General features: G+C 72.6%; 23 protein-coding genes. 9 read left to right on the top strand and 14 right to left on the bottom strand.

The window, feature by feature from the left end:
* Positions 1-3: 3 nt before the first annotated feature.
* Positions 4-531: a gamma carbonic anhydrase family protein gene (locus ACIP4X_RS14210; protein WP_358736503.1), complete on the top strand. Its 528-nt coding sequence runs from the start codon at positions 4-6 to the stop codon at positions 529-531.
* A 36-nt stretch (positions 532-567) separates the two neighbouring features.
* Here the strand turns inward: ACIP4X_RS14210 and ACIP4X_RS14215 are convergent, their stop codons facing one another.
* Positions 568-1224 carry a DedA family protein gene (locus tag ACIP4X_RS14215; protein WP_358736505.1) on the bottom strand — a complete coding sequence of 219 codons (657 nt, stop codon included), beginning with the start codon at positions 1222-1224 and terminating at the stop codon, positions 568-570.
* 733 nt (positions 1225-1957) lie between these two features.
* The gene (locus ACIP4X_RS14220) at positions 1958-2410 is read right to left on the bottom strand and encodes a DUF4442 domain-containing protein (protein ID WP_358736507.1); all 453 of its coding nucleotides are present in this window, start codon (positions 2408-2410) and stop codon (positions 1958-1960) included.
* A gap of 130 nt (positions 2411-2540) precedes the next feature.
* Between ACIP4X_RS14220 and ACIP4X_RS14225 the strand changes: the two genes are divergently transcribed.
* Positions 2541-3560 (top strand): hypothetical protein, encoded by a 1020-nt coding sequence (locus ACIP4X_RS14225; RefSeq protein ID WP_358736508.1) that lies wholly within the window; start codon positions 2541-2543, stop codon positions 3558-3560.
* A 44-nt stretch (positions 3561-3604) separates the two neighbouring features.
* Here the strand turns inward: ACIP4X_RS14225 and ACIP4X_RS14230 are convergent, their stop codons facing one another.
* Together ACIP4X_RS14230 and tuf are read right to left on the bottom strand one after the other, a co-directional pair.
* Positions 3605-4450, bottom strand: coding sequence for a fused MFS/spermidine synthase (locus ACIP4X_RS14230; protein ID WP_358736509.1), 846 nt, complete (start codon positions 4448-4450; stop codon positions 3605-3607).
* Positions 4451-4570: 120 nt separating this feature from the next.
* Positions 4571-5740 (bottom strand): elongation factor Tu, encoded by a 1170-nt coding sequence (gene tuf, locus ACIP4X_RS14235; RefSeq protein ID WP_358736510.1) that lies wholly within the window; start codon positions 5738-5740, stop codon positions 4571-4573.
* A 312-nt stretch (positions 5741-6052) separates the two neighbouring features.
* Here tuf and ACIP4X_RS14240 point away from each other — a divergent pair, with 312 nt between their 5' ends.
* Together ACIP4X_RS14240 and ACIP4X_RS14245 are read left to right on the top strand one after the other, a co-directional pair.
* Positions 6053-6856 carry a VTT domain-containing protein gene (locus ACIP4X_RS14240; protein ID WP_358736512.1) on the top strand — a complete coding sequence of 268 codons (804 nt, stop codon included), beginning with the start codon at positions 6053-6055 and terminating at the stop codon, positions 6854-6856.
* 132 nt (positions 6857-6988) lie between these two features.
* Positions 6989-7168 (top strand): hypothetical protein, encoded by a 180-nt coding sequence (locus ACIP4X_RS14245; RefSeq protein WP_358736513.1) that lies wholly within the window; start codon positions 6989-6991, stop codon positions 7166-7168.
* A gap of 58 nt (positions 7169-7226) precedes the next feature.
* Here ACIP4X_RS14245 and ACIP4X_RS14250 read toward each other — a convergent pair whose 3' ends face one another.
* Positions 7227-7967 carry a glucose 1-dehydrogenase gene (locus tag ACIP4X_RS14250; RefSeq protein ID WP_358736514.1) on the bottom strand — a complete coding sequence of 247 codons (741 nt, stop codon included), beginning with the start codon at positions 7965-7967 and terminating at the stop codon, positions 7227-7229.
* Positions 7968-8141: 174 nt separating this feature from the next.
* On the opposite strand from ACIP4X_RS14250, the gene lnt reads away from it, so the two are divergent.
* Positions 8142-9731 (top strand): apolipoprotein N-acyltransferase, encoded by a 1590-nt coding sequence (gene lnt, locus ACIP4X_RS14255; RefSeq protein ID WP_358736516.1) that lies wholly within the window; start codon positions 8142-8144, stop codon positions 9729-9731.
* Here lnt and ACIP4X_RS14260 read toward each other — a convergent pair.
* Positions 9649-10560 (bottom strand): Gfo/Idh/MocA family oxidoreductase, encoded by a 912-nt coding sequence (locus ACIP4X_RS14260; protein ID WP_358736518.1) that lies wholly within the window; start codon positions 10558-10560, stop codon positions 9649-9651. The two genes, lnt and ACIP4X_RS14260, sit on opposite strands and share 83 nt — an antisense overlap.
* Positions 10561-10700: 140 nt before the next feature.
* Between ACIP4X_RS14260 and ACIP4X_RS14265 the strand changes: the two genes are divergently transcribed.
* Positions 10701-11216, top strand: coding sequence for a DinB family protein (locus ACIP4X_RS14265; RefSeq protein WP_358736519.1), 516 nt, complete (start codon positions 10701-10703; stop codon positions 11214-11216).
* A 126-nt stretch (positions 11217-11342) separates the two neighbouring features.
* Positions 11343-11828, top strand: a complete 486-nt coding sequence (locus ACIP4X_RS14270) for a hypothetical protein (protein ID WP_358736521.1) — start codon at positions 11343-11345, stop codon at positions 11826-11828.
* 29 nt (positions 11829-11857) lie between these two features.
* Here the strand turns inward: ACIP4X_RS14270 and ACIP4X_RS14275 are convergent, their stop codons facing one another.
* The 7 genes from ACIP4X_RS14275 to ACIP4X_RS14305 form a co-directional block, all read right to left on the bottom strand.
* Entirely contained in the window at positions 11858-12376 is a 519-nt protein-coding gene (locus ACIP4X_RS14275) for a hypothetical protein (RefSeq protein ID WP_358736523.1), read from the bottom strand.
* 82 nt (positions 12377-12458) lie between these two features.
* The gene (gene ung, locus ACIP4X_RS14280; RefSeq protein WP_358736525.1) at positions 12459-13142 is read right to left on the bottom strand and encodes a uracil-DNA glycosylase; all 684 of its coding nucleotides are present in this window, start codon (positions 13140-13142) and stop codon (positions 12459-12461) included.
* 91 nt (positions 13143-13233) lie between these two features.
* A complete protein-coding gene (locus ACIP4X_RS14285; RefSeq protein ID WP_358736526.1) occupies positions 13234-14811 on the bottom strand; it encodes an ABC transporter substrate-binding protein in 1578 nt (525 codons plus the stop codon).
* Positions 14812-15070: 259 nt separating this feature from the next.
* Positions 15071-15823: an SDR family oxidoreductase gene (locus tag ACIP4X_RS14290; RefSeq protein WP_358736528.1), complete on the bottom strand. Its 753-nt coding sequence runs from the start codon at positions 15821-15823 to the stop codon at positions 15071-15073.
* 11 nt (positions 15824-15834) lie between these two features.
* Positions 15835-16596, bottom strand: a complete 762-nt coding sequence (fabG, locus tag ACIP4X_RS14295) for a 3-oxoacyl-ACP reductase FabG (protein WP_358736530.1) — start codon at positions 16594-16596, stop codon at positions 15835-15837.
* A gap of 125 nt (positions 16597-16721) precedes the next feature.
* On the bottom strand, positions 16722-17171 hold the full coding sequence (locus tag ACIP4X_RS14300) for a DUF3037 domain-containing protein (protein ID WP_358736532.1): 450 nt from the start codon (positions 17169-17171) through the stop codon (positions 16722-16724).
* Positions 17168-17932 carry a HipA family kinase gene (locus ACIP4X_RS14305; protein ID WP_358736533.1) on the bottom strand — a complete coding sequence of 255 codons (765 nt, stop codon included), beginning with the start codon at positions 17930-17932 and terminating at the stop codon, positions 17168-17170. The genes ACIP4X_RS14300 and ACIP4X_RS14305 overlap by 4 nt, the downstream gene beginning before the upstream one ends.
* Before the next feature lie 190 nt (positions 17933-18122).
* Here ACIP4X_RS14305 and ACIP4X_RS14310 point away from each other — a divergent pair, with 190 nt between their 5' ends.
* A complete protein-coding gene (locus tag ACIP4X_RS14310; RefSeq protein ID WP_358736535.1) occupies positions 18123-18608 on the top strand; it encodes a Rieske (2Fe-2S) protein in 486 nt (161 codons plus the stop codon).
* An 83-nt stretch (positions 18609-18691) separates the two neighbouring features.
* A complete protein-coding gene (locus ACIP4X_RS14315) occupies positions 18692-19159 on the top strand; it encodes a pyridoxamine 5'-phosphate oxidase family protein (RefSeq protein WP_358736537.1) in 468 nt (155 codons plus the stop codon).
* A 55-nt stretch (positions 19160-19214) separates the two neighbouring features.
* Here ACIP4X_RS14315 and ACIP4X_RS14320 read toward each other — a convergent pair whose 3' ends face one another.
* Positions 19215-20117, bottom strand: a complete 903-nt coding sequence (locus ACIP4X_RS14320; protein WP_358736539.1) for a LysR family transcriptional regulator — start codon at positions 20115-20117, stop codon at positions 19215-19217.
* Positions 20118-20185: the final 68 nt, after the last annotated feature.

Here is a 20185-nt window from a genome sequence, read left to right on the forward strand (position 1 = left end):
ACGATGACGGACAAGGCGCTGATCGTGGGCATCGGCGGCCGTGAGCCGCAGGTGGACGAGGGGGCGTTCCTGGCACCCACGGCCACGGTGATCGGTGACGTGGCACTGGGCGCGGGCGCGAGCGTCTGGTACGGCGCGGTGCTGCGCGGCGACGTGGAGCGGATCGCGGTCGGCGCGGGCAGCAACGTCCAGGACAACTGCACCCTGCACGCCGACCCCGGCTTCCCGGTCGCCGTCGGCGAGCGCGTCTCCATCGGGCACAACGCCGTGGTGCACGGCGCGACCGTCGAGGACGACTGCCTGATCGGGATGGGGGCGACCGTGCTGAACGGCGCGGTGATCGGCGCGGGTTCGCTGGTCGCGGCGCAGGCGCTGGTGCCGCAGGGCATGCGGGTGCCGCCCGGGTCGCTGGTCGCCGGTGTTCCCGCGAAGGTCAGGCGGGAGCTGACGCAGGAGGAGCGCGAGGGGATCACCCTGAACGGCGCGATGTACACGCGGCTCGCGCAGGCGCACCGCGAGGCACACTCCTGAGACCGGCCGCCCGCGGCCCTCGGGGAGGGCGTCCTGCTACTCCCCGGCGGGAACCGGTTCCGGCTCCTCGGTCTCGGGCCGCGCGCTGGCCTGCGCCTTCTTCGCCTTGCGCTTGAGCACCAGCATCGAGCCGAGCCCGATGAGCACGGCCACCACCAGGCCCAGCCAGGAGAACTTCTTCAGCCAGGACTCGGCCACGACGCCCACGTAGTAGATGACCGCCGTGGTGCCGCCGGCCCAGCAGATGCCGCCGAGGACGTTGGCGACGAGGAACTTCCAGTACGGCATGTGCAGCACGCCCGCCAGGGGGCCGGCGAAGATGCGCAGCAGGGCGACGAAGCGGCCGAAGAAGACCGCCCACATGCCCCACTTCTCGAAGGAGCGCTCGGCGGTCGCGATGTGGCCCTCGCCGAAGTGCTTGGGGAACTTCCTCCCCAGCCAGGCGAGCAGCGGCCGGCCGCCCTTGCGGCCGATGGCGTAGCCGATGGAGTCACCGATGACCGCACCTGCGGTGGCGCACACACCGAGGACGATCGGGTTGATGCCCGTGTGCTGGGAGGACAGCAGGGCCGCGGAGACCAGGACGATCTCGCCCGGCAGCGGGATGCCCAGGCTCTCCAGACCGATGACCAGGCCGACCACGGCGTAGACGGCGGCCGCGGGTACCGTGTCGAGCCACTCCTGGACGTGCACCGCCGGTTCCTCCCCGTTTCGCGTCCCTGCACTGCTGCGGAGCGCCGCGAGACGCGCCCCCACGGGAAGCCTACCGGGTCGACCCGACCGAGCGACTCGCACGGATGGCGCCCGCGACCGGGCAGCTCCGGCACACCGCGCCGCCGCGTCCCCAGCCGCGCCCCGGCAGCCCCCGCGCACTGCGCCGCCTTTCCCGGCAGCTCCCGCGCCGCGCGGTCATTCCTGGCCGCCCCTCGAGGCGGACCGGCGCCACCGCCCGGGGAGGCGGCGGGTCCGCCGCAGGAGCGCGGGTGGCCGCCGCGAGACGCGAGTGACCGCAGCCTCGGCCGGGGCCGGGTGACCGCCGCCCCAGCGCGGCTGTCCGCCACGAGCGCGAGTGCCCGCCACAGGCGCGGGCGTCCGACGCCGGGGCCTGGGCGTTCGCCGCGAGGCGTGGGCGTTCGCCTCAGTGTTGCGCGGCCTCGGTGCTCCGCGCCTGCCCAGAGGCTACGGCCGGGCTCCCGCGCCGCACGGTCATTCCCGACCGCCCCTCTGGGCGGACCGGCGCCACCGCCCGAGGAGGCGACGGACGTCCGCCGCCAAGGCCCGGGCGCCCGCCGCGAGGCGCGGGGGTTCGGGGCCGGGGCCGGGTGTCCGCCACCCCGGCGCGGGTGCCCGTCGCGGGCGCGGGTGCCCGTCGCGGTGTTGCGCGGCCCCGGTGCTCCGCGCCCGCGCGGAAGGCGGCGGCCGTCGCTCAGCCGTTGGGGCGGAGGGTCCAGACGACCGTCATCTCTGCCGTCACGTCTCCGTCCGCGCGCCGGATCTCGACCGTCACCGGGAACTCCGGTCGCTTCCCCGTGTCCAGCTCCGCGACGACGTCGGCGGCCGGACGGCCGAGGGTCGCGGTGGCGGTGACGGCGCCCATGGCCAGCTTCCGGTAGGCGATCTCGGCCCGTACGGCGAGCGGCACGGCACGCGAGAGCTGGTCGCCGAACGCGGCCAGCACGATGGCCCCGCTCGCGGACTCGCCCAGCGTGAACATCGCGCCGGCGTGCGGCCCGCCCACGTGGTTGTGGTAGTCGGCCTGGTCCGGCAGGGCCACCACCGCCCGTTCCGGCGTGGTCTGACGGAATTCGAGGTTCAGGGTCCGGGCCATCGGCACGGTGGCGGCGAGCATCTCGCCGATCGACATCTGGTCAGCGCTCATGCCGGAATGTTACTCATCGGTAGCTCGTTCGGGCCAGAGCCCGCACGAGGCGGACGCACGTCTTACTGGTACGTCCCTGACAAAAGGCGGTGACCGAATCGTGTCCCTGACGCCACTAGGGTTACTGCCCATGTGGCCAGGACAGCAGCCGCCCGGGGGCGAGCAGAACCCGCAGAACAACCCGTATCAGCAGCCGGGATACCAGCAGCCGAATCCCTATCAGCAGCCCGGCTACCAGCAGCCCAACCCATATGCCCAGCAGTCTCAGTGGGGCGCGCCCACACAGATAGGCAGCCCCGAGTCGCCGAAGCGGCCGGGCGGGGGCGGCGACCGGACGAAGCTCGTCGCGATCCTCTGCGTCACGGCCGTGGCTCTGACCGCCGCGGTGACCGGCTTCCTGGTGCTCGGCGGGAACAAGGACGACAAGGCCGACGGCGGGCCGAACGACACCAAGTCGAGCCCGTCCCCCACCACTCCCGCCTCCGCCGACCCGACCGCCTCGGACTCGGGCTCCGACTCGGGCGACAACCCGCGCGGCACGGAGACCGAGAAGCCGACGATTCCCGGCTGGAAGGTCGTCGTGAACCCCAAGCGGGGCGTCGCCTTCGACGTGCCGGCCGACTGGGAGGTCCAGTCCGCGGGCCTGAGCATCGGCTTCGAGGATCACAAGACCGGCAAGCCGCTCACCATCATGTCCGGGGTGGTCGAGTACAAGTCCAAGTGGTGCACGTCCGACGACGACAAGGACGGCCGCGAGGAGGACACCTCGCTCGCCGCGGCGGGCACCAAGGGTGCCGACGGCGCCAAGAACACCGACGAGGTGGCCGTGAACACCGTGGCCTGGTGGGTCTACGGCGGCTACACGCAGCCCGACAAGAAGAGCCTGACGTTCGACGAGAAGGCCAAGCCCTACACGACCACGTCGGGCATCAAGGGCAGCATCGCCTCGGCCCAGTCGAAGAACACGCCACAGAAGGGCAAGTGCGCGAGCGACGGCAAGGCGCTCACCTTCGGCTTCAAGAACTCCGCCGGGGACTTCGTGTCCTGGAACTTCTACGGCGCCAAGGGCGTGAAGGAGGAGGTCCCGACGGAGACCATCATGAAGATCCTCAGCACGGTCCGGCTGCACGGAACCCCGACCGGGGGCTGACCGTCAACCGACCCGCACCCGCGGCGGCGCCCGGGCGGCACTGGTCAGCCGATGCCGAACGCGCCCTCCGGAGGCTCGGGCGACGGCACGGCCCCGTCGTCCGGAACCGGCTCGGCACCCCCCGCGAACTCCCGCAGCACGGCGCCGTGTTCGACGCGGGCGGGGAACGCGTCGGAGGCGGTCCGCCGGGTCAGCGCGGCCACGTCGAAGGGCCGGTGCGCGGCGATCAGCACCGCGTTGCCGAAGCGGCGGCCGCGCAGCACTGCGGGTTCGGCGATCAGCGCGAGTTCCTCGAACACCACCGCAAGGGTGGCGAGTTGGGAGCGCAGGAAGGCGAACGGAGCGGCGTCGGCGAGGTTGGCGAGATAGACGCCGTCGGGGCGCAGCACGCGCTCCGCCTCGCGGACGTAGCCGAGGGACGTGAGGTGGGCCGGCACCCGGGAGCCGCCGAAGACGTCCGCGATCAGGACGTCCGCCGAGTCGTCGGGGGCGGCCTCCAGCCAGGCGCGGGCGTCGGCGGTGTGCAGCGAGACGTCGGCTCCGTCCGGCAGCGGCAGATGGGCGACGACCATCTCCAGCAGGCCCCGGTCGGCCTCGACGACGTCCTGCCGGGAGCCGGGCCGGGTCGCGGCGACGTACCGCGGCAGGGTGAGGGCGCCCCCGCCGAGGTGCAGCACGTCCAGCGGGGAGCCCGGCTCCGCGACCGTGTCCAGGGCGTGGCCGAGCCTGCGCGTGTACTCGAACTCCAGGTGGGCGGGCGCGTCCAGGTCGACGTACGACTGCGGCGCGCCGTCCACGGTCAGCAGCCAGGCCCGTTCGCGGTCGACGTCGGGCATCAGCTTGGCGGTCCCGTGATCGACGGCTCGGGTCACGGGTATCGGCTCGTTCACGCGTCCATTGTGCCGGTCCGTCACACCCCCGACGGCCCCGTCACGCCCCAGGTGGGGAGGACCGCCGACCGGCTGAACACCGGCCGGCGGCCGCGGCTCCCGCGAGCCCCTTCGGACGCCTCACATCACGGCGGTCACGGTCCCCGCGCCGACGGTGCGTCCGCCCTCACGGACGGCGAACCCCAGCCCCGGCTCCAGCGGCACCTCGCGCCCCAGCTCCACCGTCACCGTGACCGTGTCGCCGGGCCGCGCCACGGCCGCCTCGCCGAGGTCGATGTCGCCCACCACGTCCGCCGTGCGGATGTAGAACTGCGGCCGGTAGCCGGTGGCCACCGGTGTCGTACGGCCGCCCTCGCGCGCCGACAGCACGTACACCCGCGCGGTGAAGCGCCGGCGCGGGACCACGCTGCCCGGCGCCGCGACGACATGGCCGCGGCGGACCGCGTCACGCGGCACCCCGCGCAGCAGCAGGGCCACGTTGTCCCCGGCCTGCGCCTCCTCCATGGGTTTGCCGAAGGTCTCCAGACCGGTGACCACCGTCTCCAGGCCGGCACCCGGCACCTCGACCCGGTCGCCGACGCGGACCGTGCCGCGCTCGACCGCGCCCGTCACCACGGTGCCGCGGCCGGTGATGGTGAGCACGTTCTCCACCGGCAGCAGGAACGGCGCGTCCAGGTACCGCTCGGGCATCGGCACATAGGTGTCCACCGCGTCGAGCAGCGCCTCGATCGACGCCGTCCAGCGCGGGTCGCCCTCCAGGGCGCGAAGCCCGGAGACCCGTACGACGGGGACCGCGTCGCCGCCGAAGCCGTGCGAGGTGAGCAGGTCGCGGACCTCCAGCTCGACGAGGTCGATGAGCTCCTCGTCGCCTGCGTCAGCCTTGTTGAGGGCGACGACGATGTGGTTCACACCCACCTGCCGGGCGAGCAGCACGTGTTCGGCGGTCTGCGGCATGATCCCGTCGAGCGCGGAGACGACGAGGATCGCGCCGTCGAGCTGCGCGGCCCCGGTCACCATGTTCTTGACGTAGTCGGCATGGCCCGGCATGTCCACGTGCGCGTAATGCCGGGTGTCGGTCTCGTACTCGACGTGCGCGATGTTGATGGTGATGCCGCGCGCGGCCTCCTCCGGGGCCCGGTCGATGCGGTCGAACGGAACGAAGGTGCCGGAGCCACGCTCGGCCAGCACCTTGGTGATGGCGGCGGTCAACGTGGTCTTGCCGTGGTCGACATGACCCATCGTGCCGATGTTCAGATGCGGTTTGGTGCGTACGTACGCCGTCTTGGGCATGGCTGTACCTCGAAGCCTGGTAGGTGCTGCGCTGCGGGACCCCACGGGATGGCCGACCCTCCCCCTGAGGGGTCCGCCGGACGGTCCGGGGAGGGTCAGCTTCGGGCGCCGTCGACTGCGGCGACGAGGATCAGGACGGCAGCCTCCGGGGCATCCGCGACCGCGGATGCTGCGAGGACGAAGGCGTGCCGGAACATGGGACGATCATCCACGAGACCCTCGCCGCCCGTCGAACGGTTTTCAGGGCGGTCGACGGCTCCCGACTGCCGGGCCCTGCGGCGATCACTCGCATCCGTCCGCTAATGTCACCGAATGCTCGATGCCACCACCCGCTCTGGGGGCACCGCCACGGCCTCTCCCCAGGCCGCCGCCACCGAGCCGGCCGCCGCCGTCCCCGCGGCCCCGCCGGTCCCGGTCGTCCCGTCCGTGTCCACCACGTCCGCTCCTCCCGCCCGCTGGGCGCGTGTGCCGCTGTCCCCCTGGGCGCGGCTCTGTCTCCTGCTCGCCCTGCTCACCGCGGCCGGGGTGTCCGTGCTGCTCTTCGAACCGCAACAGCTCCTCGCGCACGGCTGGCCGCCCCAACTGGGCGGCGTCGTCGCGGCGGTGGTGTTCGCGGCGGCGTACGGCCTGTGCACGGTGGCGTTCGTACCGCGGCCGTTGCTGAACCTGGCCGCGGGCGCCCTGTTCGGCTCGTGGCTGGGGCTCGCGGCGGCGCTGGCCGGCACAGTGCTGGGCGCCGGGGCGGCCTTCGGCCTCGGGCGCCTGCTGGGCCAGGACGCGCTGCGCCCGCTGCTGCGCGGCCGGCTCCTGAGGGCGGCGGACGGGCAGCTCAGCCGGCACGGCTTCCGCTCGATGATGGCGGCCCGGCTCTTCCCGGGCGTCCCGTTCTGGGCCGCCAACTACTGCGCCGCCGTCTCCCGCATGGGCTGGACGGCGTTCCTCGTCGCCACGGCCCTCGGTTCGATCCCCAACACCGCCGCGTACGCCGTCGCCGGTGCCCGCGCCTCCGCACCGACCTCCCCGGCCTTCCTCCTGGCGATGGCCTCCATCGTGGTGCCGGCCGTGCTCGGCACGGCCGTCGCCTGGCGCAAGCGCCACCACCTGCGGCGCCGCTGAGGGCACCGCACGCGTACGCGTGCTCGACGTCCGTCCGGTGCGACGGCCGGGACGCGTACGCGTGACCGAGTCCATACGGCCCCTGTAGCCGTCCGGTAGCGCAGTGTCAGTCCTTGCCCCTAGGCTGTGGCCATGTTCCCCGATTCAGTGGCCCCTGGTTCCGTGCGGTCCGCCGCCGAGCTGAACGAGCAGATCCGGTCGCTGTGGCTGCGCTCGAGCGGGTCCCTGTCGGCCCAGGAGCGCGCGGAGTACGAATTGCTGGTGGTCGAGTGGGCGGCCGCGATGAGGGACGAGCTCGTCGCGGCCGCCTGACGCCCCCGGTCCACGGGCGGTCGCCGTGCCGAGCCGGGCCCCGCGGCCCGTTTCCGGCTCAGCGGCCGCCCGACACCCGCAGCACCGCTCCCGTCGTGTAGGAGGCGTCCGGTGACATCAGCCACGCCACAGCCGCGGCGACCTCCTCCGCCCGGCCCGCCCGGCCCAGCGGAATGTCACCGGCCACGCGCCGCACCCGGTCCGGGTCGCCCATCGCCGCGTGCATCTGGGTGTCGATCATGCCGGGCGCGACCGCGTTGACGCGGATGCCGTCCGGGCCGAGCTCCTTGGCCAGGCCGACGGTGAAGGCGTCCACGGCGGCCTTGGTCGCCGCGTAGTGGACGAACTCCCCGGGGCTGCCGAGCGTGGCGGCCGCGGACGACACGTTCACGATCACGCCGTTCCTCCGGGGCGCCATCAGCTGGGCCGCACGGCGCGAACAGAGCAGTGTGCCCAGGAGGTTGACGTCCACGACGCGCCGAAGGTCGGCGGTGTCCGTATCGGCGAGCCGGCCCAGCGGTCCGCTCACCCCGGCGTTGTTCACCAGTCCCGTCACCGGGCCGAGCCGCTCCTCCGCCGTCGCGAAGAGCCGCTCGACGTCCGCCTCCACGGAGGTGTCCAGCCGCACGGTCACCCCGCGCGCCCCGGCCTCGAGCACCTCGTCGGCCACCGCCTCGGCGGCCGCGGTGTCGTCGACGTACCCCACGACCACGTCGTGTCCGTCGGCCGCCAGCCGCCGGCAGATCGCGGCGCCGATGCCCCGGCCACCGCCGGTGACGACTGTCACGAGACGTTTCATTGGGACCTCCGCAGCGCCGACCGACCACACCCCCATGTGATCATCCTAGGACCGCTGCCGCCCATGCGCGGAGGCGAGGATTCCGGGCCCTACCCCGGCCCGCCGGACGCGATCTTCCGGGGCGCCCGCGGGACGCGCACACTGGAGCCATCCGCGGGGGCAGGAGGGCACCGTATGAAAGCGTTCGACCGGTGGCTCACCTCCCCGTGGCGGCGCTCGGTGCTCGCCGCGCTCGCGGGTGCCCTGTTCGTGTTCGCCTTCCCCGCCCCGTCGCTGTGGTGGTTCGCCTACGTCGCGCTGGTCCCGTGGATCCTGCTGGCCCGCTCCGCTCCGACCGGGAAGCGGGCGGCGTACGACGGCTGGTTCGGCGGGCTGGGCTTCATGCTGGCCGTCTTCCACTGGCTGCTGCCCAACCTGAACGTGTTCACCGTCGTGCTCGCCGCGCTGATGGGCCTGCTGTGGGCGCCCTGGGGTTGGCTGGTGCGGCGGTTCCTGGCGGGGACGCCCTCGCCCGGGCGGGCCGCGGCCGCGCTGGTCGTGTTGCCGTCGGCGTGGCTGGCGGTCGAGCTCGTCCGGTCCTGGCAGGCGCTGGGCGGGCCGTGGGGCATGCTGGGCTCCAGCCAGTGGCAGGTGGCCCCGGCGCTGCGGCTGGCCTCGGTGGGCGGAGTGTGGCTGCTGAGCTTCCTGGTGGTGGCCGTCAACGTCGCCGTCGCGCTGCTGGTGCCCCGGCGGGCGGTCGCGGTCCGCGCGCCCCGGGTGACCGCGGTGGCCGGTCTCGCGGCCGTGGCCGCGGCGACCTCCGCGGTGTGGGTGTGGGCACCGCGCCCCGACGTCGACGGCCACGCCCGGATCGCCGTCGTGCAGCCGGGCGTCGTGGCCGGCATCGAGAGCGGGCAGCGGCGGTTCGACCTGGAGGAGCAGCTCACCCGCCGGCTGGCGGGGCAACACCCCGACCTGGTCGTCTGGGGCGAGAGCAGCGTCGGCTTCGACCTGGGCCACCGGCCGGACCTGGCGCGGCGCATCGCGGCGCTGTCCCGCGAGACCGGCGCCGACGTGCTGGTCAACGTGGACGCCCGGCGCTCCGACCGGCCGGGCATATACAAGAGCTCGGTCCTCGTCGGACCGGACGGCCCGACCGGCGAGCGCTACGACAAGATGCGGCTCGTCCCGTTCGGCGAGTACGTCCCGGCCCGCTCGGTGCTCGGCTGGGCGACCTCCGTCGGCCGGGCCGCGGGCGAGGACCGCGGGCGGGGCACCGAGCAGGTGGTGATGAACGTCGGCCACGGCCTGCGCGTCGGCCCGATGATCTGCTTCGAGACGGCGTTTCCCGACATGAGCCGGCACCTCGCGCAGGACGGCGCGCGGGTGCTGCTCGCGCAGTCCTCGACGTCGACGTTCCAGCAGAGCTGGGCTCCCGAGCAGCACGCCTCGCTGGCCGCGCTGCGGGCCGCCGAGACCGGGCGGCCGATGGTGCACGCGACGCTGACGGGCGTGTCCGCCGCGTACGGCCCGGGCGGGCAGCGCGTCGGCTCCTGGCTGGGCACGGACCAGGGCACCGCGCGCGTGTACGACGTGCCGACCGCGCACGGCGTCACCCTGTACGTCCGCTTCGGCGACTGGCCGGCGCACGGCGCGCTGCTGGTGCTGGCCGTGCTCGGCGCGACGGAGAGCGTGCGGGCGCTCAGGCGGCGCCGGAGCGCTCAAGAACCGTCCGTACCACCCGTTCGCACAGTTCGTGGGTCTCCAGCGCGTCACGGGCGCTGAGGACCTTCCCGGCGCGTACGGCGTCGAGGAAGTACAGCACGGCCTGCTCGATGCCGCGCTGCCGGGCGACGGGCACCCAGTCGCCGCGTCGGCGCACGGTCGGCTGCCCCTTGTGGTCGACGGTCTCGGCGAGGTTCACCACCTGCCGTTTGGTGTCCTGCCCGGAGACCTCGAGGATCTCCTCCGCCGAGCCGCTGAGCCGGTTCATCACGCCGAGCGCGGTGAACCCGTCCCCGGCGAGTTGCAGCACGACGTGGTGCAGCAGGCCGTCACGCACGCGCGCGCGTACGGTGACGTCGTCGACCTGGCCCGGCGCCAGGAACCGCAGGGTGTCCACGACGTGGATGAAGTCGTCGAGGATCATCGTGCGCGGTTCCTCGGGCAGTCCGACGCGGTTCTTCTGCATCAGGATCAGCTCGCGGGGGTGGTCGGCGCACTGCGTGTAGCCGGGTGCGTGGCGCCGGTTGAAGCCGACCATGAGCGAGACGTTCCGTTCCTCGGCGAGCCCGACCAGGCGCGCGGAGTCGGCGAGTTCGTAGGCGAGCGGCTTGTCCACGTACGTCGGCACGCCCGCCTCCAGGAGCCGGGTGACGATCTGCGGGTGGACGGCCGTGGGGGCGTGCACGAAGGCGGCGTCGAGGCCCTGGGAGAGCAGGGAGTCCAGGTCGGCGTGGCGACGTTCCGCGGGCAGGTGCAGGCTGTCGGCGACCCGCTGGAGCGTTTCGGGCGTCCGGGTCTGGAGGTGCAGGTCGATCCCGGATTGGAAGCCGAGCACCGGCAGGTACGCCTTCCGCGCGATGTCGCCGAGTCCGATGCAGCCGACCTTCACCTGGGCTCCTTCACCGCTCCGCCGTGCCTGACTGCACGGCAGCATACGGGGACCTCGCCGTCCTTGAACCGGTGCGTGCCCCACAGGCATGCGCTGGAAAACCCTTGGTGCGACGGACCGGTGCACGCCAGGATCGAGGCATGACGACCGAGCGACGACAAGAACCCGCCACGAACGCCTCCGAACGCGCCATGCTGGAAGGGTGGCTGGACTACCACCGGCGGACGCTGGCGTGGAAGTGCGAGGGCCTGACCGACGAGCAGTTGCGCACCGCGTCCGTGGAGCCCTCCGAACTGACCCTGCTGGGTCTGGTGCGGCACATGGCCGAGGTGGAGAGGCACTGGTTCCGCAATGTGCTCGTGAAGGACGACGCCGGACCGATCTACTGCAGCGATCAGGATCCGGACGGCGACTTCCACGTCACCGGCAAGGACACCTGGGCGGAGGCGTACGCGACCTGGCAGTCCGAGATCGAGACCGCCCGCCGCAACACCGCGGGCCTCGGCCTGGACGAGCTGTCGCAGGGCAGGAGCAGGCGCACCGGCGAACCGTTCAACCTGCGGTGGATCCACACCCACATGATCGAGGAGTACGCCCGGCACAACGGGCACGCCGACCTGCTCCGCGAGCGGATCGACGGTGCGAGCGGGGACTGAACCCGGCACCCGGCGTCAGCCGCGGGCGCGGTGGCACACCCCTTACGGGCCCCAGGATCACCCGTCCGTGGCAACCTCCGCCCGGCCGTGTTCCGATCGCGCTCCGGACCGAGCAGAGTTGCGCGGGTGCATCGTACGACGACCACCGCAACGCTCCTGGTCTCCGTGGCCGTCTCGGCCCTCTCCGGCTGTGTCACGGTCCAGCGGCCGCCGGCGCCCGGCCCGGCGGCCGCCACCACCCCGCTGTCGGTCCCGAGCCCGGACGGCAAGGCCGGGCATCCGGCCGTGCAGGCACCCGCCCGCGAGGCCCTGGAACGCGTCGGCGAGCCGCAGCGCTCCACTACTCCGGACGCACCGACCCGGGTGCCGTCCGAGGCGGCGCCGCCCGGCGAGCGGCAGCCCCCGGCACCGGCCCGCTCCCCCGGCCGGCCCCCGGCGCACGCGGCCCCCCGGCACCCGCGGCCCGCGTCCCCGCCGCGCGCCCACCACCCCGGCGCCCACCAGCACGCCCTGCCCCCGAACACGGACCTCTGTGCCCTGGGCGGACAGTACGGCGGCTGGAAACCGGACAGCCCGGAGACCAGAATCTGCCGCCAGACGTACGACCGCTGACGCCGGAGCCGCCGGGCCCTAATCGCGGCCTACGAGCGCTGCCGCGGTGGGCCCCCCGGGGCCGGGCCCGGTCCGTCCTCGCCGAGGCGCAGCGCGAGGCGCTGGATGGCCGAGCGGACGCCGTCGCCGTAGCTGTCGCGGCCGAGCGCGCCCGCCGCGGTGCGGGCGTGGTGGAGATGGTCCCGGGCGGCCTCGCGGTGGTCGAGTTTCGCGTAGTCGGCCGCGAGGTTGAGATGCAGGGACGGGTACAGGGCAAGGGCCGCGGGCGCGCCCTCGCGCTCGGCGAGCCGGTCCCCCGTGAGCTCCTGGGCCGCCGAGAGCGCCCTGAGATCCCAGGCCAGCTCGTCCGCGGGGTCGTCCTGGGTGTCGGCCATGTAGTGGGCCAGCGTGCAGCGGTGGAGCGGATCGCCGTCCTCGCCGATCTCCGCCCACAGGGCCAGGAAGCGCCCCCGGGCCTCCTCGCGGTCCCCGGCGTGATGCAGCAGGACGCCCTGCCCGATCCGTGTCAGCACGGCGTCCGACGACGCCTGCTCCTGTCGCTCCACCACCGCACGCCTCCAGGTCCGTTCCCGACCGACGTCTACGACGCTAACCGCGACCCCCGCCGATCAGGGCGCCCCCGCGCCCACGTCAGCCCAGGTTCGGGATCCGCCAGTCGATCGGCTCGTGCCCCTGCCCCGCCACCGCCTCGTCGATCTGCGTGAAAGGACGGGAGCCGAAGAACTTCTTCGCGGACAGCGGCGACGGGTGCGCGCCCTTGATCACCACGTGCCGGGTCTCGTCGATCAGCGGGAGCTTCTTCTGCGCGTAGTTGCCCCACAGGACGAAGACCGCGGGGTCGGGCCGGCCGGCCACCGCGCGGATCACCGCGTCGGTGAAGCGCTCCCAGCCGCGGCCCTTGTGGGAGTTGGCCTCGCCACCGCGCACCGTGAGCACCGCGTTCAGCAGCAGCACGCCCTGCCGCGCCCACGGCATCAGGTAGCCGTTGTCCGGGATCGGCGTGCCCAGCTCCTCGTGCATCTCCTTGTAGATGTTGCGCAGCGACGGCGGGACCTTCACTCCGGGGCGCACCGAGAAGCACAGACCATGACCCTGACCCTCGCCGTGGTAGGGGTCCTGACCGAGGATCAGCACCTTCACCTTGTCGTACGGCGTGGCGTCCAGCGCGGCGAAGACCTCCTCGCGCGGCGGGTGGACGGGGCCCTTCGCCCGCTCCTCCTCGACGAACTCGGTCAGCTCCTTGAAGTAGGGCTGCTGCAGTTCGTCGCCCAGAACCCCGCGCCAGGACTCGGGCAGCATGGCGGTGTCGGTCACGTCAACGTCCTCACGATGTGCGGTCACTTCCCGTTCTCAGAACCTACAGGCGACCACTGACAACGGGCTCCCGCCCGGGAGAACGTCCCGCCTACCAGCTGGTCTTCCGGGACAGCTCCCACATCATCATGATCGTCGACGGGTCGAGCGCCCGCTCACCGCCGGAGATGTCCTCGCCGGCGCCGATGTACACCTTGCCCTGCCACAGCGGCAGCAGCCGCGCGTCGTTCACCAGGATCTGCTGCGCCTGCTGGAACTGCTTGACCACGTTCGCGCGGTCGGCCTCGCGGCGCGAGGCGGGCAGCAGTTCGTTGGTGATCCGCGGCACCGGGTAGGGCGTGCCGAGCGCGTTCTGCTCGCCCACGAACGGGGCGATGAAGTTGTCGGCGTCGGGGAAGTCCGGGAACCAGCCGCGCCCGAACACCGGGTACTCGCCCTTCTGATAGCCCACCACGTACGTCTTCCAGGGGCGGCTCCTCAGCGTGATGGTGAACAGGCCGGAACCGTCGAGCTGCCGCTTGAGCTCCGCGAACTCCTTGGCCGTCCCCGAGCCGTAGCGGTCGGTGGTGTACCAGAAGGTCAGCGGGACCTTCTCGGTGATGCCCGCGTCGGTGAGCAGCTTGCGGGCCTTGGCGACGCTGGGGTCGCCGAAGTCGTCGAAGAACCCCGTGGTGTGGCCGGTGAGGCCCTTGGGGACCATGGAGTACAGCGGGTCGACCGTGTCGTCGTAGACGTTGTGCGCGATGGCTGCGCGGTCGACGACCTGGGCGACGGCCTGGCGTACGGCCAGTCTGGCGGACCAGCGGTCCTTCGGGTTGAACACCAGGTAGCTGATGTCGGTGCCGGCGCCCTCGACGAGCTGGAGGTCCTTGGTGTCCTTGCGCTGGAGGGAGATGATGTCGTCGGCGTCCAGGCCCCGGTAGGTGACGTCGATCTGCTTGTCCCGCAGCGCCTTGACCATGGCGGCGGAGTCCTGGAAGTAGCGGATGGTCACCGCGTCGTTTCTTCGGTCGGCGAACCCCTTGTAGTGGTCGTTCCTGACCAGCTCCGCCTTCCTGCCCTCGTCGTACTCCTTCAGGGAGTACGGTCCGGAACCGTCGACCTCGTTGTCCTCGCGCAGCGAGCGCTCGGGGTAGTCATCGGGGTCCACGATCGACATGGCGGGTGTGGCGAGCACGAAAGGGAAGGTGGTGTCGGGCTTGTTCAGCTTGAAGACCACGACCCGGTCGCCGGCCACCTGCACCTGGGCCAGGCTGCCGAGCAGCCCCGCCGGGCCGCCGGCCACGTTGATGGTCCTGATCCGGTCGATCGAGTACTTCACGGCTCGCGCGTCCAGCGCGTGCCCGTCGGCGAACTTCATGTCCGGACGCAGTTCGCAGCGGTAGGTCTGGTAGCCGCTGTCGGTGAACTCGCAGCGCTCGGCGGCGTCCGGCTGGGGCGTGGTCGCGCCGTCGGGGTAGGCCAGCAGGGTCTGGTAGATGTTCCGGAAGAGCTCCCAGGAGCCGTCCCAGGAAGCGGCCGGGTCCAGGGTGCTGGGAGCGCTCGTGGTCCCGACGACGATGGGTCCCCCGCCCTCCGGGTCGCCGTGGGAGAGGACGCCGCAGCCGGCCACCAGGGACATGGCCGCGGTCACCACCGCCGGACGCAGGCATCGGTTCCGCTTGGACACGCGCACGCTCCTCGATCTGCCGTACCAGGGGTCGGGGTCGGCAGACCATACCGCAGGGCCCCACCCGCTGAACCTGCTTCGGAGGGGGCTCTTGATCGGTTCGAAACATGACGACGTTGTCATTCCGGCGGACGTCTGCGAGTCGTCGGCTCGGGCGCCGATTCCGCCTCCGGAAACGTCGACGAAGCCGTATGTCGACGAAGGGACGGAGAGGCGGAATCGGCGCCCGGTGCGCCCGGCTGCCCCTGTCCGACGGCGGTCAGCCCACTCCCGCGTTGAGGAAGATGCCGCCGTCCACGACGAGCGTCTGGCCCGTGACCCAGTCGGACTGCGCGGAGGTGAGGAACGCCGCCGCGCCGCCGATGTCGGAGGGCACGCCGAGCCGGCCCAGCGGGTAGGAGGCGGCCGCCTCCTCCTCCCGGCCCTCGTACAGCGCCTTGGCGAACTTGGTCTTCACCACGGCCGGCGCGATCGCGTTGACCCGCACCCCCGGCGCGAACTCGTGCGCCAATTGCTGGGTCAGGTTGATCATCGCCGCCTTGCTCATGCCGTAGGCGCCGACGAACGGCGAGGCCGACAGGCCGGCGACCGAGGCGATGTTCACGATCGCGCCGCCGTTGTCCTTCTGCCAGGCGTGCCAGGTGCGCTGGGCGAAACCGAGCGCGGAGACGACGTTGGTCTCGAAGACCTTGCGCGCCACGTTCAGGTCGAGGTCGGCCATAGGTCCGAACACCGGGTTGGTACCCGCGTTGTTGATCAGGAAGTCGACGCGGCCGAACGCCTCCATGACGCGCTCGACGGCCTCGGCCTGGTGGGCCTCGTCGTGGGCCTTGCCCGCGACCGCGACGGCCCTGTCGGAGCCCAGCCTCTCGACGGCCTCCTTGAGGGCGTCCTCGTTGCGGCCGGTGATGCACACCCGGTCGCCCCGGGCGACCAGCGCCTCGGCTATGCCGTATCCGATGCCGCGGCTCGCGCCGGTGACGAGGGCGACCTTGCCGGAAAGTTCAGTCATGTCCTTGATCCCTAGTCGAGCGGCCCGCCGGCCACGTACAGCACCTGGCCGGAGACGAAGCCGGCCGCGTCGCCGGTGAAGAAGGCGATGGCGTTGGCGATGTCCTCCGGCTCGCCGACGCGCTGCACCGGGATCTGGGTGGCGGCCACGGCCTTGAAGTCCTCGAAGCCCATGCCGACGCGTTCCGCGGTGGCCTTGGTCATCTCGGTGGCGATGAAGCCGGGGGCGACGGAGTTGGCGGTGATGCCGAACTTGCCGAGCTCCTTGGCGAGAGTCTTGGTGAGGCCCTGCAGACCGGCCTTGGCGGCCGAGTAGTTGGCCTGGCCGCGGTTGCCTAGCGCCGAGGACGACGAGAGGTTGACGATCCGGCCGAAACCGGCGTCCACCATGTGCTTCTGGCAGGCGCGGCTCATCAGGAAGGAGCCGCGCAGGTGGACGTTCATGACGGTGTCCCAGTCCGAGACGCTCATCTTGAACAGCAGGTTGTCGCGGAGCACGCCCGCGTTGTTGACCAGGATGGTGGGCGCGCCGAGTTCCTCGACGACGCGCGCGACCGCCGCCTCGACCTGTGCCTCGTCCGAGACGTCGGCGCCGACCGCGACGGCCCTGCCGCCGGCCGCGGTGATCTTCTCCACGGTGTCCTTGCAGGCGGCCTCGTCGAGGTCGATCACGGCGACCGCGCGCCCCTCGGCGGCCAGCCGTACGGCGGTGGCGGCGCCGATGCCGCGCGCGGCACCGGTGACGACGGCGACCCGCTGCTCAGTGGTGGACATTGGTGCTTCTCCTCGCCCTTGAGAGAACCTGATCTATGGTGAGCGACCGCTTAGTACCTTTGGTGGATGCGACGCTAGAAGCCGTGGCACCCGGTGTCAACGGCCCTCCGGGTGCATGTGATCCATTACCTCACCAGGAGGTCCAGCAATCTCTCCGCCTCCGCGGCCGGGTCGGTGGTCAGACCGGTGTGCACCGGACCGGGCTGGACGATGGTGGAGCGGGGCGCGACCAGCCAGCGGAAGCGCCGCCCGGCGTCGTCGCCCGCGGCCTGCCCGGCCGCAGCTCCCCCGGCGCACACGCTCTCGATCGCGGCGAGCGCGGCACGCACGCCCGCGACGTCCGCGTCCGGGTCCAGGGCGAGCAGCCGGGCCTCGTCCAGGTGGGTGCGGGCGCCGACGTAGGCGCGGGCGCGGCTGTAGACGAGTACGCCCGCGTTGACGCACTCGCCGCGCTCGACGCGCGGGACGACACGCAGCAGGGCGTACTCGTAGACGTCGCGGTCGTCCGTCCGGCCGGCCCGGACGATGTGGCGGTCTCCCGCCCGGCCGCCTCCGGCGAGGTGACGCTCGTTCACCGTGCCTCCTCGATGCCGTGGATGCGCTCGTGGATCACGGCGGCCCGTGCGAGCAGCGGTCGTGCGTAGGCCCGCCGCAGGTCGTCGGGCGTGTCGAAGCCGGGCTCGCCGGTCAGCCAGGCGTCCGGGACCTCGGCGGTCACCTCGGCGAGCAGGTCCTCGGTGACCAGGGGCGCCAGCCGCTCCGCGGCGGCGGCGACGTCCGGAGCGAAGGGCGCGAGAACGTGCTCCGAGGCGTCGTACGGCCGGCCGGCCGAGGCCTGCGCGCCGGGCCAGTTGTGGTGCCAGATCATCGTGGCGCCGTGGTCGATGAGCCACAGCTCACCGCGCCATCTGAGCAGGTTGGGGTTGCGCCAGGAGCGGTCGACGTTGTTCACCAGCGCGTCGAACCAGACGATCCGTCCCGCCTCCTCGGCGTCCACCGGGAAGGCGAGCGGGTCGAAGCCGAGCGCTCCGGAGAGGAAGTCCATGCCGAGGTTGGTGCCGCCGCTGGACCTGAGCAGTTCCTGCACCTGTTCGTCGGGTTCGCCGAGCCCCAGCACCGGGTCCAGGTCGACCGTCACCAGGCCCGGCACCCGCAGGCCCAGCCGGCGGGCGAGTTCACCGCAGACCACCTCGGCGACGAGCGTCTTGCGGCCCTGCCCGGCGCCGCTGAACTTCAGGACGTACGTCCCGAAGTCGTCGGCCTCGACGAGGCCCGGCAGCGAGCCGCCCTCACGCAGCGGGGTGATGTATCGGGTCGCGATGACGTCCTTGAGCACCGCCTCACTTTACCGGTGCGGTGCCGGTGCGTTCGGCGGCCGACGGATTCGCCCGCCGGCCGGGGCCCGGGCCCATCTGAACACCGGATGCCCACCGCCCGTACCCCTGGACACACCAGGACGCCCCGCGCGGAACCGCCTGGACCTGCGCGGAATCCGCTCGGAACCATATGGAGAGGGGAACGTCGGTATGACCAGCGAATCGCTTCACCCCCAGGGGACACCGGCCCGCCGCACGGTGGTGGCGGCGGTGGGCGCGGCGGGGCTCGCCGCCGCGCTGACCGCGTGCGGATCGGGGGACACGTCCGGCTCCGGCACGTCCAGCACCCGGAACGACTCCGGCACGACGGGCGGTTCGGGCGGTGACGGCGCCGCGGCGGGTTCCGGTGGCGCCGCGCTCGCCAGGACCTCCGACATCCCGGAGGGCGGCGGCAAGGTCTTCGGCAGCCAGGGCGTGGTGGTCACGCAGCCGGCGAAGGGCGAGTTCAAGGCGTTCTCCTCGACGTGCACCCACCAGGGCTGCGCGGTCAACCGGATCGCCGACGGCGTGATCGTCTGCCCGTGCCACCAGAGCGAGTTCTCCGCCACCGACGGCAGTGTCAAGAAGGGCCCGGCCCTGAAGCCGCTGCCCGCCAAGGACATCACGGTCGCGGACGGGGAGATCAGGCTCGCCTGACACCCGCGGAGGGTGGGGCGAGTCGTAGCGGGGGGCCGTCGGAGGGTGCCCCCTGCGCATGGGAGAGGAGAAGAGAGAGCCGCATGACCGTCACTCAGCGCCGGGGCCGGAAGATCATGATGACGCCGGGCGAGCTGGACGAGTTCCTGACCACCCAGCGCACCTGCCGGGTCGCCACCGTGTCACCCGGCGGCGCTCCGCACGTGAGCGCGCTGTGGTTCGTCTGGGACGGCACCTCGTTGTGGCTCTACTCCGTGGTGCGCAGCAGGCGTTGGGCCGACCTGCGGCGCGATCCGCGGGTGGCCGTGATCGTCGACACGGGCGAGGAGTACGAACAACTGCGGGGCGCGGAGCTGTCCGGCACGGCGGAGGTCGTGGGCGAGGCACCGCGCACCGGGGAACTGTGCGCCGAACTCGACCTGCCCGAGACGCTGTTCGCCCGCAAGAACTTCGGCCTGGAGGAGATGCCGTACGACGGCCGGCACGCGTGGCTGCGGCTGACCCCGGAAAAGATCGTCTCCTGGGACTTCCGCAAGCTGGGCTCGGGGTAGGACGGGCGGACCGGCCGGTTCGGTGTTGGAAGCGCGGCGGGGGCTGGGGTCCGTGTCAGGTGATCCGCGCGCCCACCGTTCGCAGGGCGTCGACGGCCGCGCGGATGGAGGGCCGGCGGTCGGCGTCGGCGCGCCAGACGGCGTAGATGTGCCGTCGCACCGCCTGCCGCACCGGGACGGTCCGCACCCCCGCGGGCAGCGGCCCGCGCCCGAGCCGGGGCGCCACGCACACGCCGAGACCGGCGGCGACCAGGGCGAGCTGGGTGGCGTGCTCCTCGGCCCGGTGGGCGATGCGCGGCTCGACGCCCTTGGAGCGCAGGGTGTCGAGGAGCCACTCGTCGCAGAACTCGGCCTCGCCCCAGGTGACCCAGTCGTCGTCCGCGAAGTCCTCCAGGTCGACCTCGGCGCGGTCGGCGTGCGGGTGCGCGACGGGCAGTGCCACGTCGGCGGGGTCGTCGAGGATCGCGGCCCGGGTGAGCCCGTCCGGCACGGGCAGCGGCTTGTTGTACCAGTCGAGCACGACGGACAGGTCCACGTCACCGCGCAGCACGGCGCGCACGGCGGCGGCCGGCTCCATCTCCGCGGTGCCGACCCGCAGGCCGGGGTGCCGGTCGCGTAGATGGGACAGAGCGGCCGGGAACAGTCCGCGCGCGGCGGTCGGGAACGCGCCGAGGCGCAGCTCGCCGACCACCTGCCCGCGCTGTGCCTCCAGATCGGCCTGGGCGAGCTCGACCTGGGACAGGATGCGCGTCGCGTGCTCGGCGAGCAGCCGACCGGCGTCCGTGAGCCGGACTCCCCGGCCGTTCTTGGCCAGGAGTTGCTGGCCCACCTCCCGTTCCAGCTTGGCCATCTGCTGGGAGACGGCCGACGTCGTGACGTGCAGCCCCTCCGCGGCGCCGCTGACCGAGCCGTGCCGCGCGAGGGCGTCGAGGGTGCGCAGGCGCTCCAGATTCAACATGTAAGCGATGCTACGAGATATCGCGCGCGAATTCTCGATTGTGCTAAGAGGTCGTGGGAGTGCATCGT

The sequence above is a fragment of the Streptomyces sp. NPDC088817 genome, assembly GCF_044750345.1.
In the GTDB taxonomy this organism is placed as follows: domain Bacteria; phylum Actinomycetota; class Actinomycetes; order Streptomycetales; family Streptomycetaceae; genus Streptomyces.

Bases quoted from the DNA above. Each gene is read 5' to 3' on its own strand.
- ACIP4X_RS14210 (WP_358736503.1), top strand. From the start codon at position 4: ATGACGGACAAGGCGCTGATCGTGGGCATCGGCGGCCGTGAGCCGCAG.
- ACIP4X_RS14220 (WP_358736507.1), bottom strand. From the start codon at position 2,410: ATGAGCGCTGACCAGATGTCGATCGGCGAGATGCTCGCCGCCACCGTG.
- ACIP4X_RS14225 (WP_358736508.1), top strand. From the start codon at position 2,541: ATGTGGCCAGGACAGCAGCCGCCCGGGGGCGAGCAGAACCCGCAGAAC.
- tuf (WP_358736510.1), bottom strand. From the start codon at position 5,740: ATGCCCAAGACGGCGTACGTACGCACCAAACCGCATCTGAACATCGGC.
- ACIP4X_RS14240 (WP_358736512.1), top strand. From the start codon at position 6,053: ATGCTCGATGCCACCACCCGCTCTGGGGGCACCGCCACGGCCTCTCCC.
- ACIP4X_RS14245 (WP_358736513.1), top strand. From the start codon at position 6,989: ATGTTCCCCGATTCAGTGGCCCCTGGTTCCGTGCGGTCCGCCGCCGAG.
- ACIP4X_RS14250 (WP_358736514.1), bottom strand. From the start codon at position 7,967: ATGAAACGTCTCGTGACAGTCGTCACCGGCGGTGGCCGGGGCATCGGC.
- lnt (WP_358736516.1), top strand. From the start codon at position 8,142: ATGAAAGCGTTCGACCGGTGGCTCACCTCCCCGTGGCGGCGCTCGGTG.
- ACIP4X_RS14265 (WP_358736519.1), top strand. From the start codon at position 10,701: ATGACGACCGAGCGACGACAAGAACCCGCCACGAACGCCTCCGAACGC.
- ACIP4X_RS14290 (WP_358736528.1), bottom strand. From the start codon at position 15,823: ATGACTGAACTTTCCGGCAAGGTCGCCCTCGTCACCGGCGCGAGCCGC.
- fabG (WP_358736530.1), bottom strand. From the start codon at position 16,596: ATGTCCACCACTGAGCAGCGGGTCGCCGTCGTCACCGGTGCCGCGCGC.
- ACIP4X_RS14310 (WP_358736535.1), top strand. From the start codon at position 18,123: ATGACCAGCGAATCGCTTCACCCCCAGGGGACACCGGCCCGCCGCACG.
- ACIP4X_RS14315 (WP_358736537.1), top strand. From the start codon at position 18,692: ATGACCGTCACTCAGCGCCGGGGCCGGAAGATCATGATGACGCCGGGC.
- ACIP4X_RS14320 (WP_358736539.1), bottom strand. From the start codon at position 20,117: ATGTTGAATCTGGAGCGCCTGCGCACCCTCGACGCCCTCGCGCGGCAC.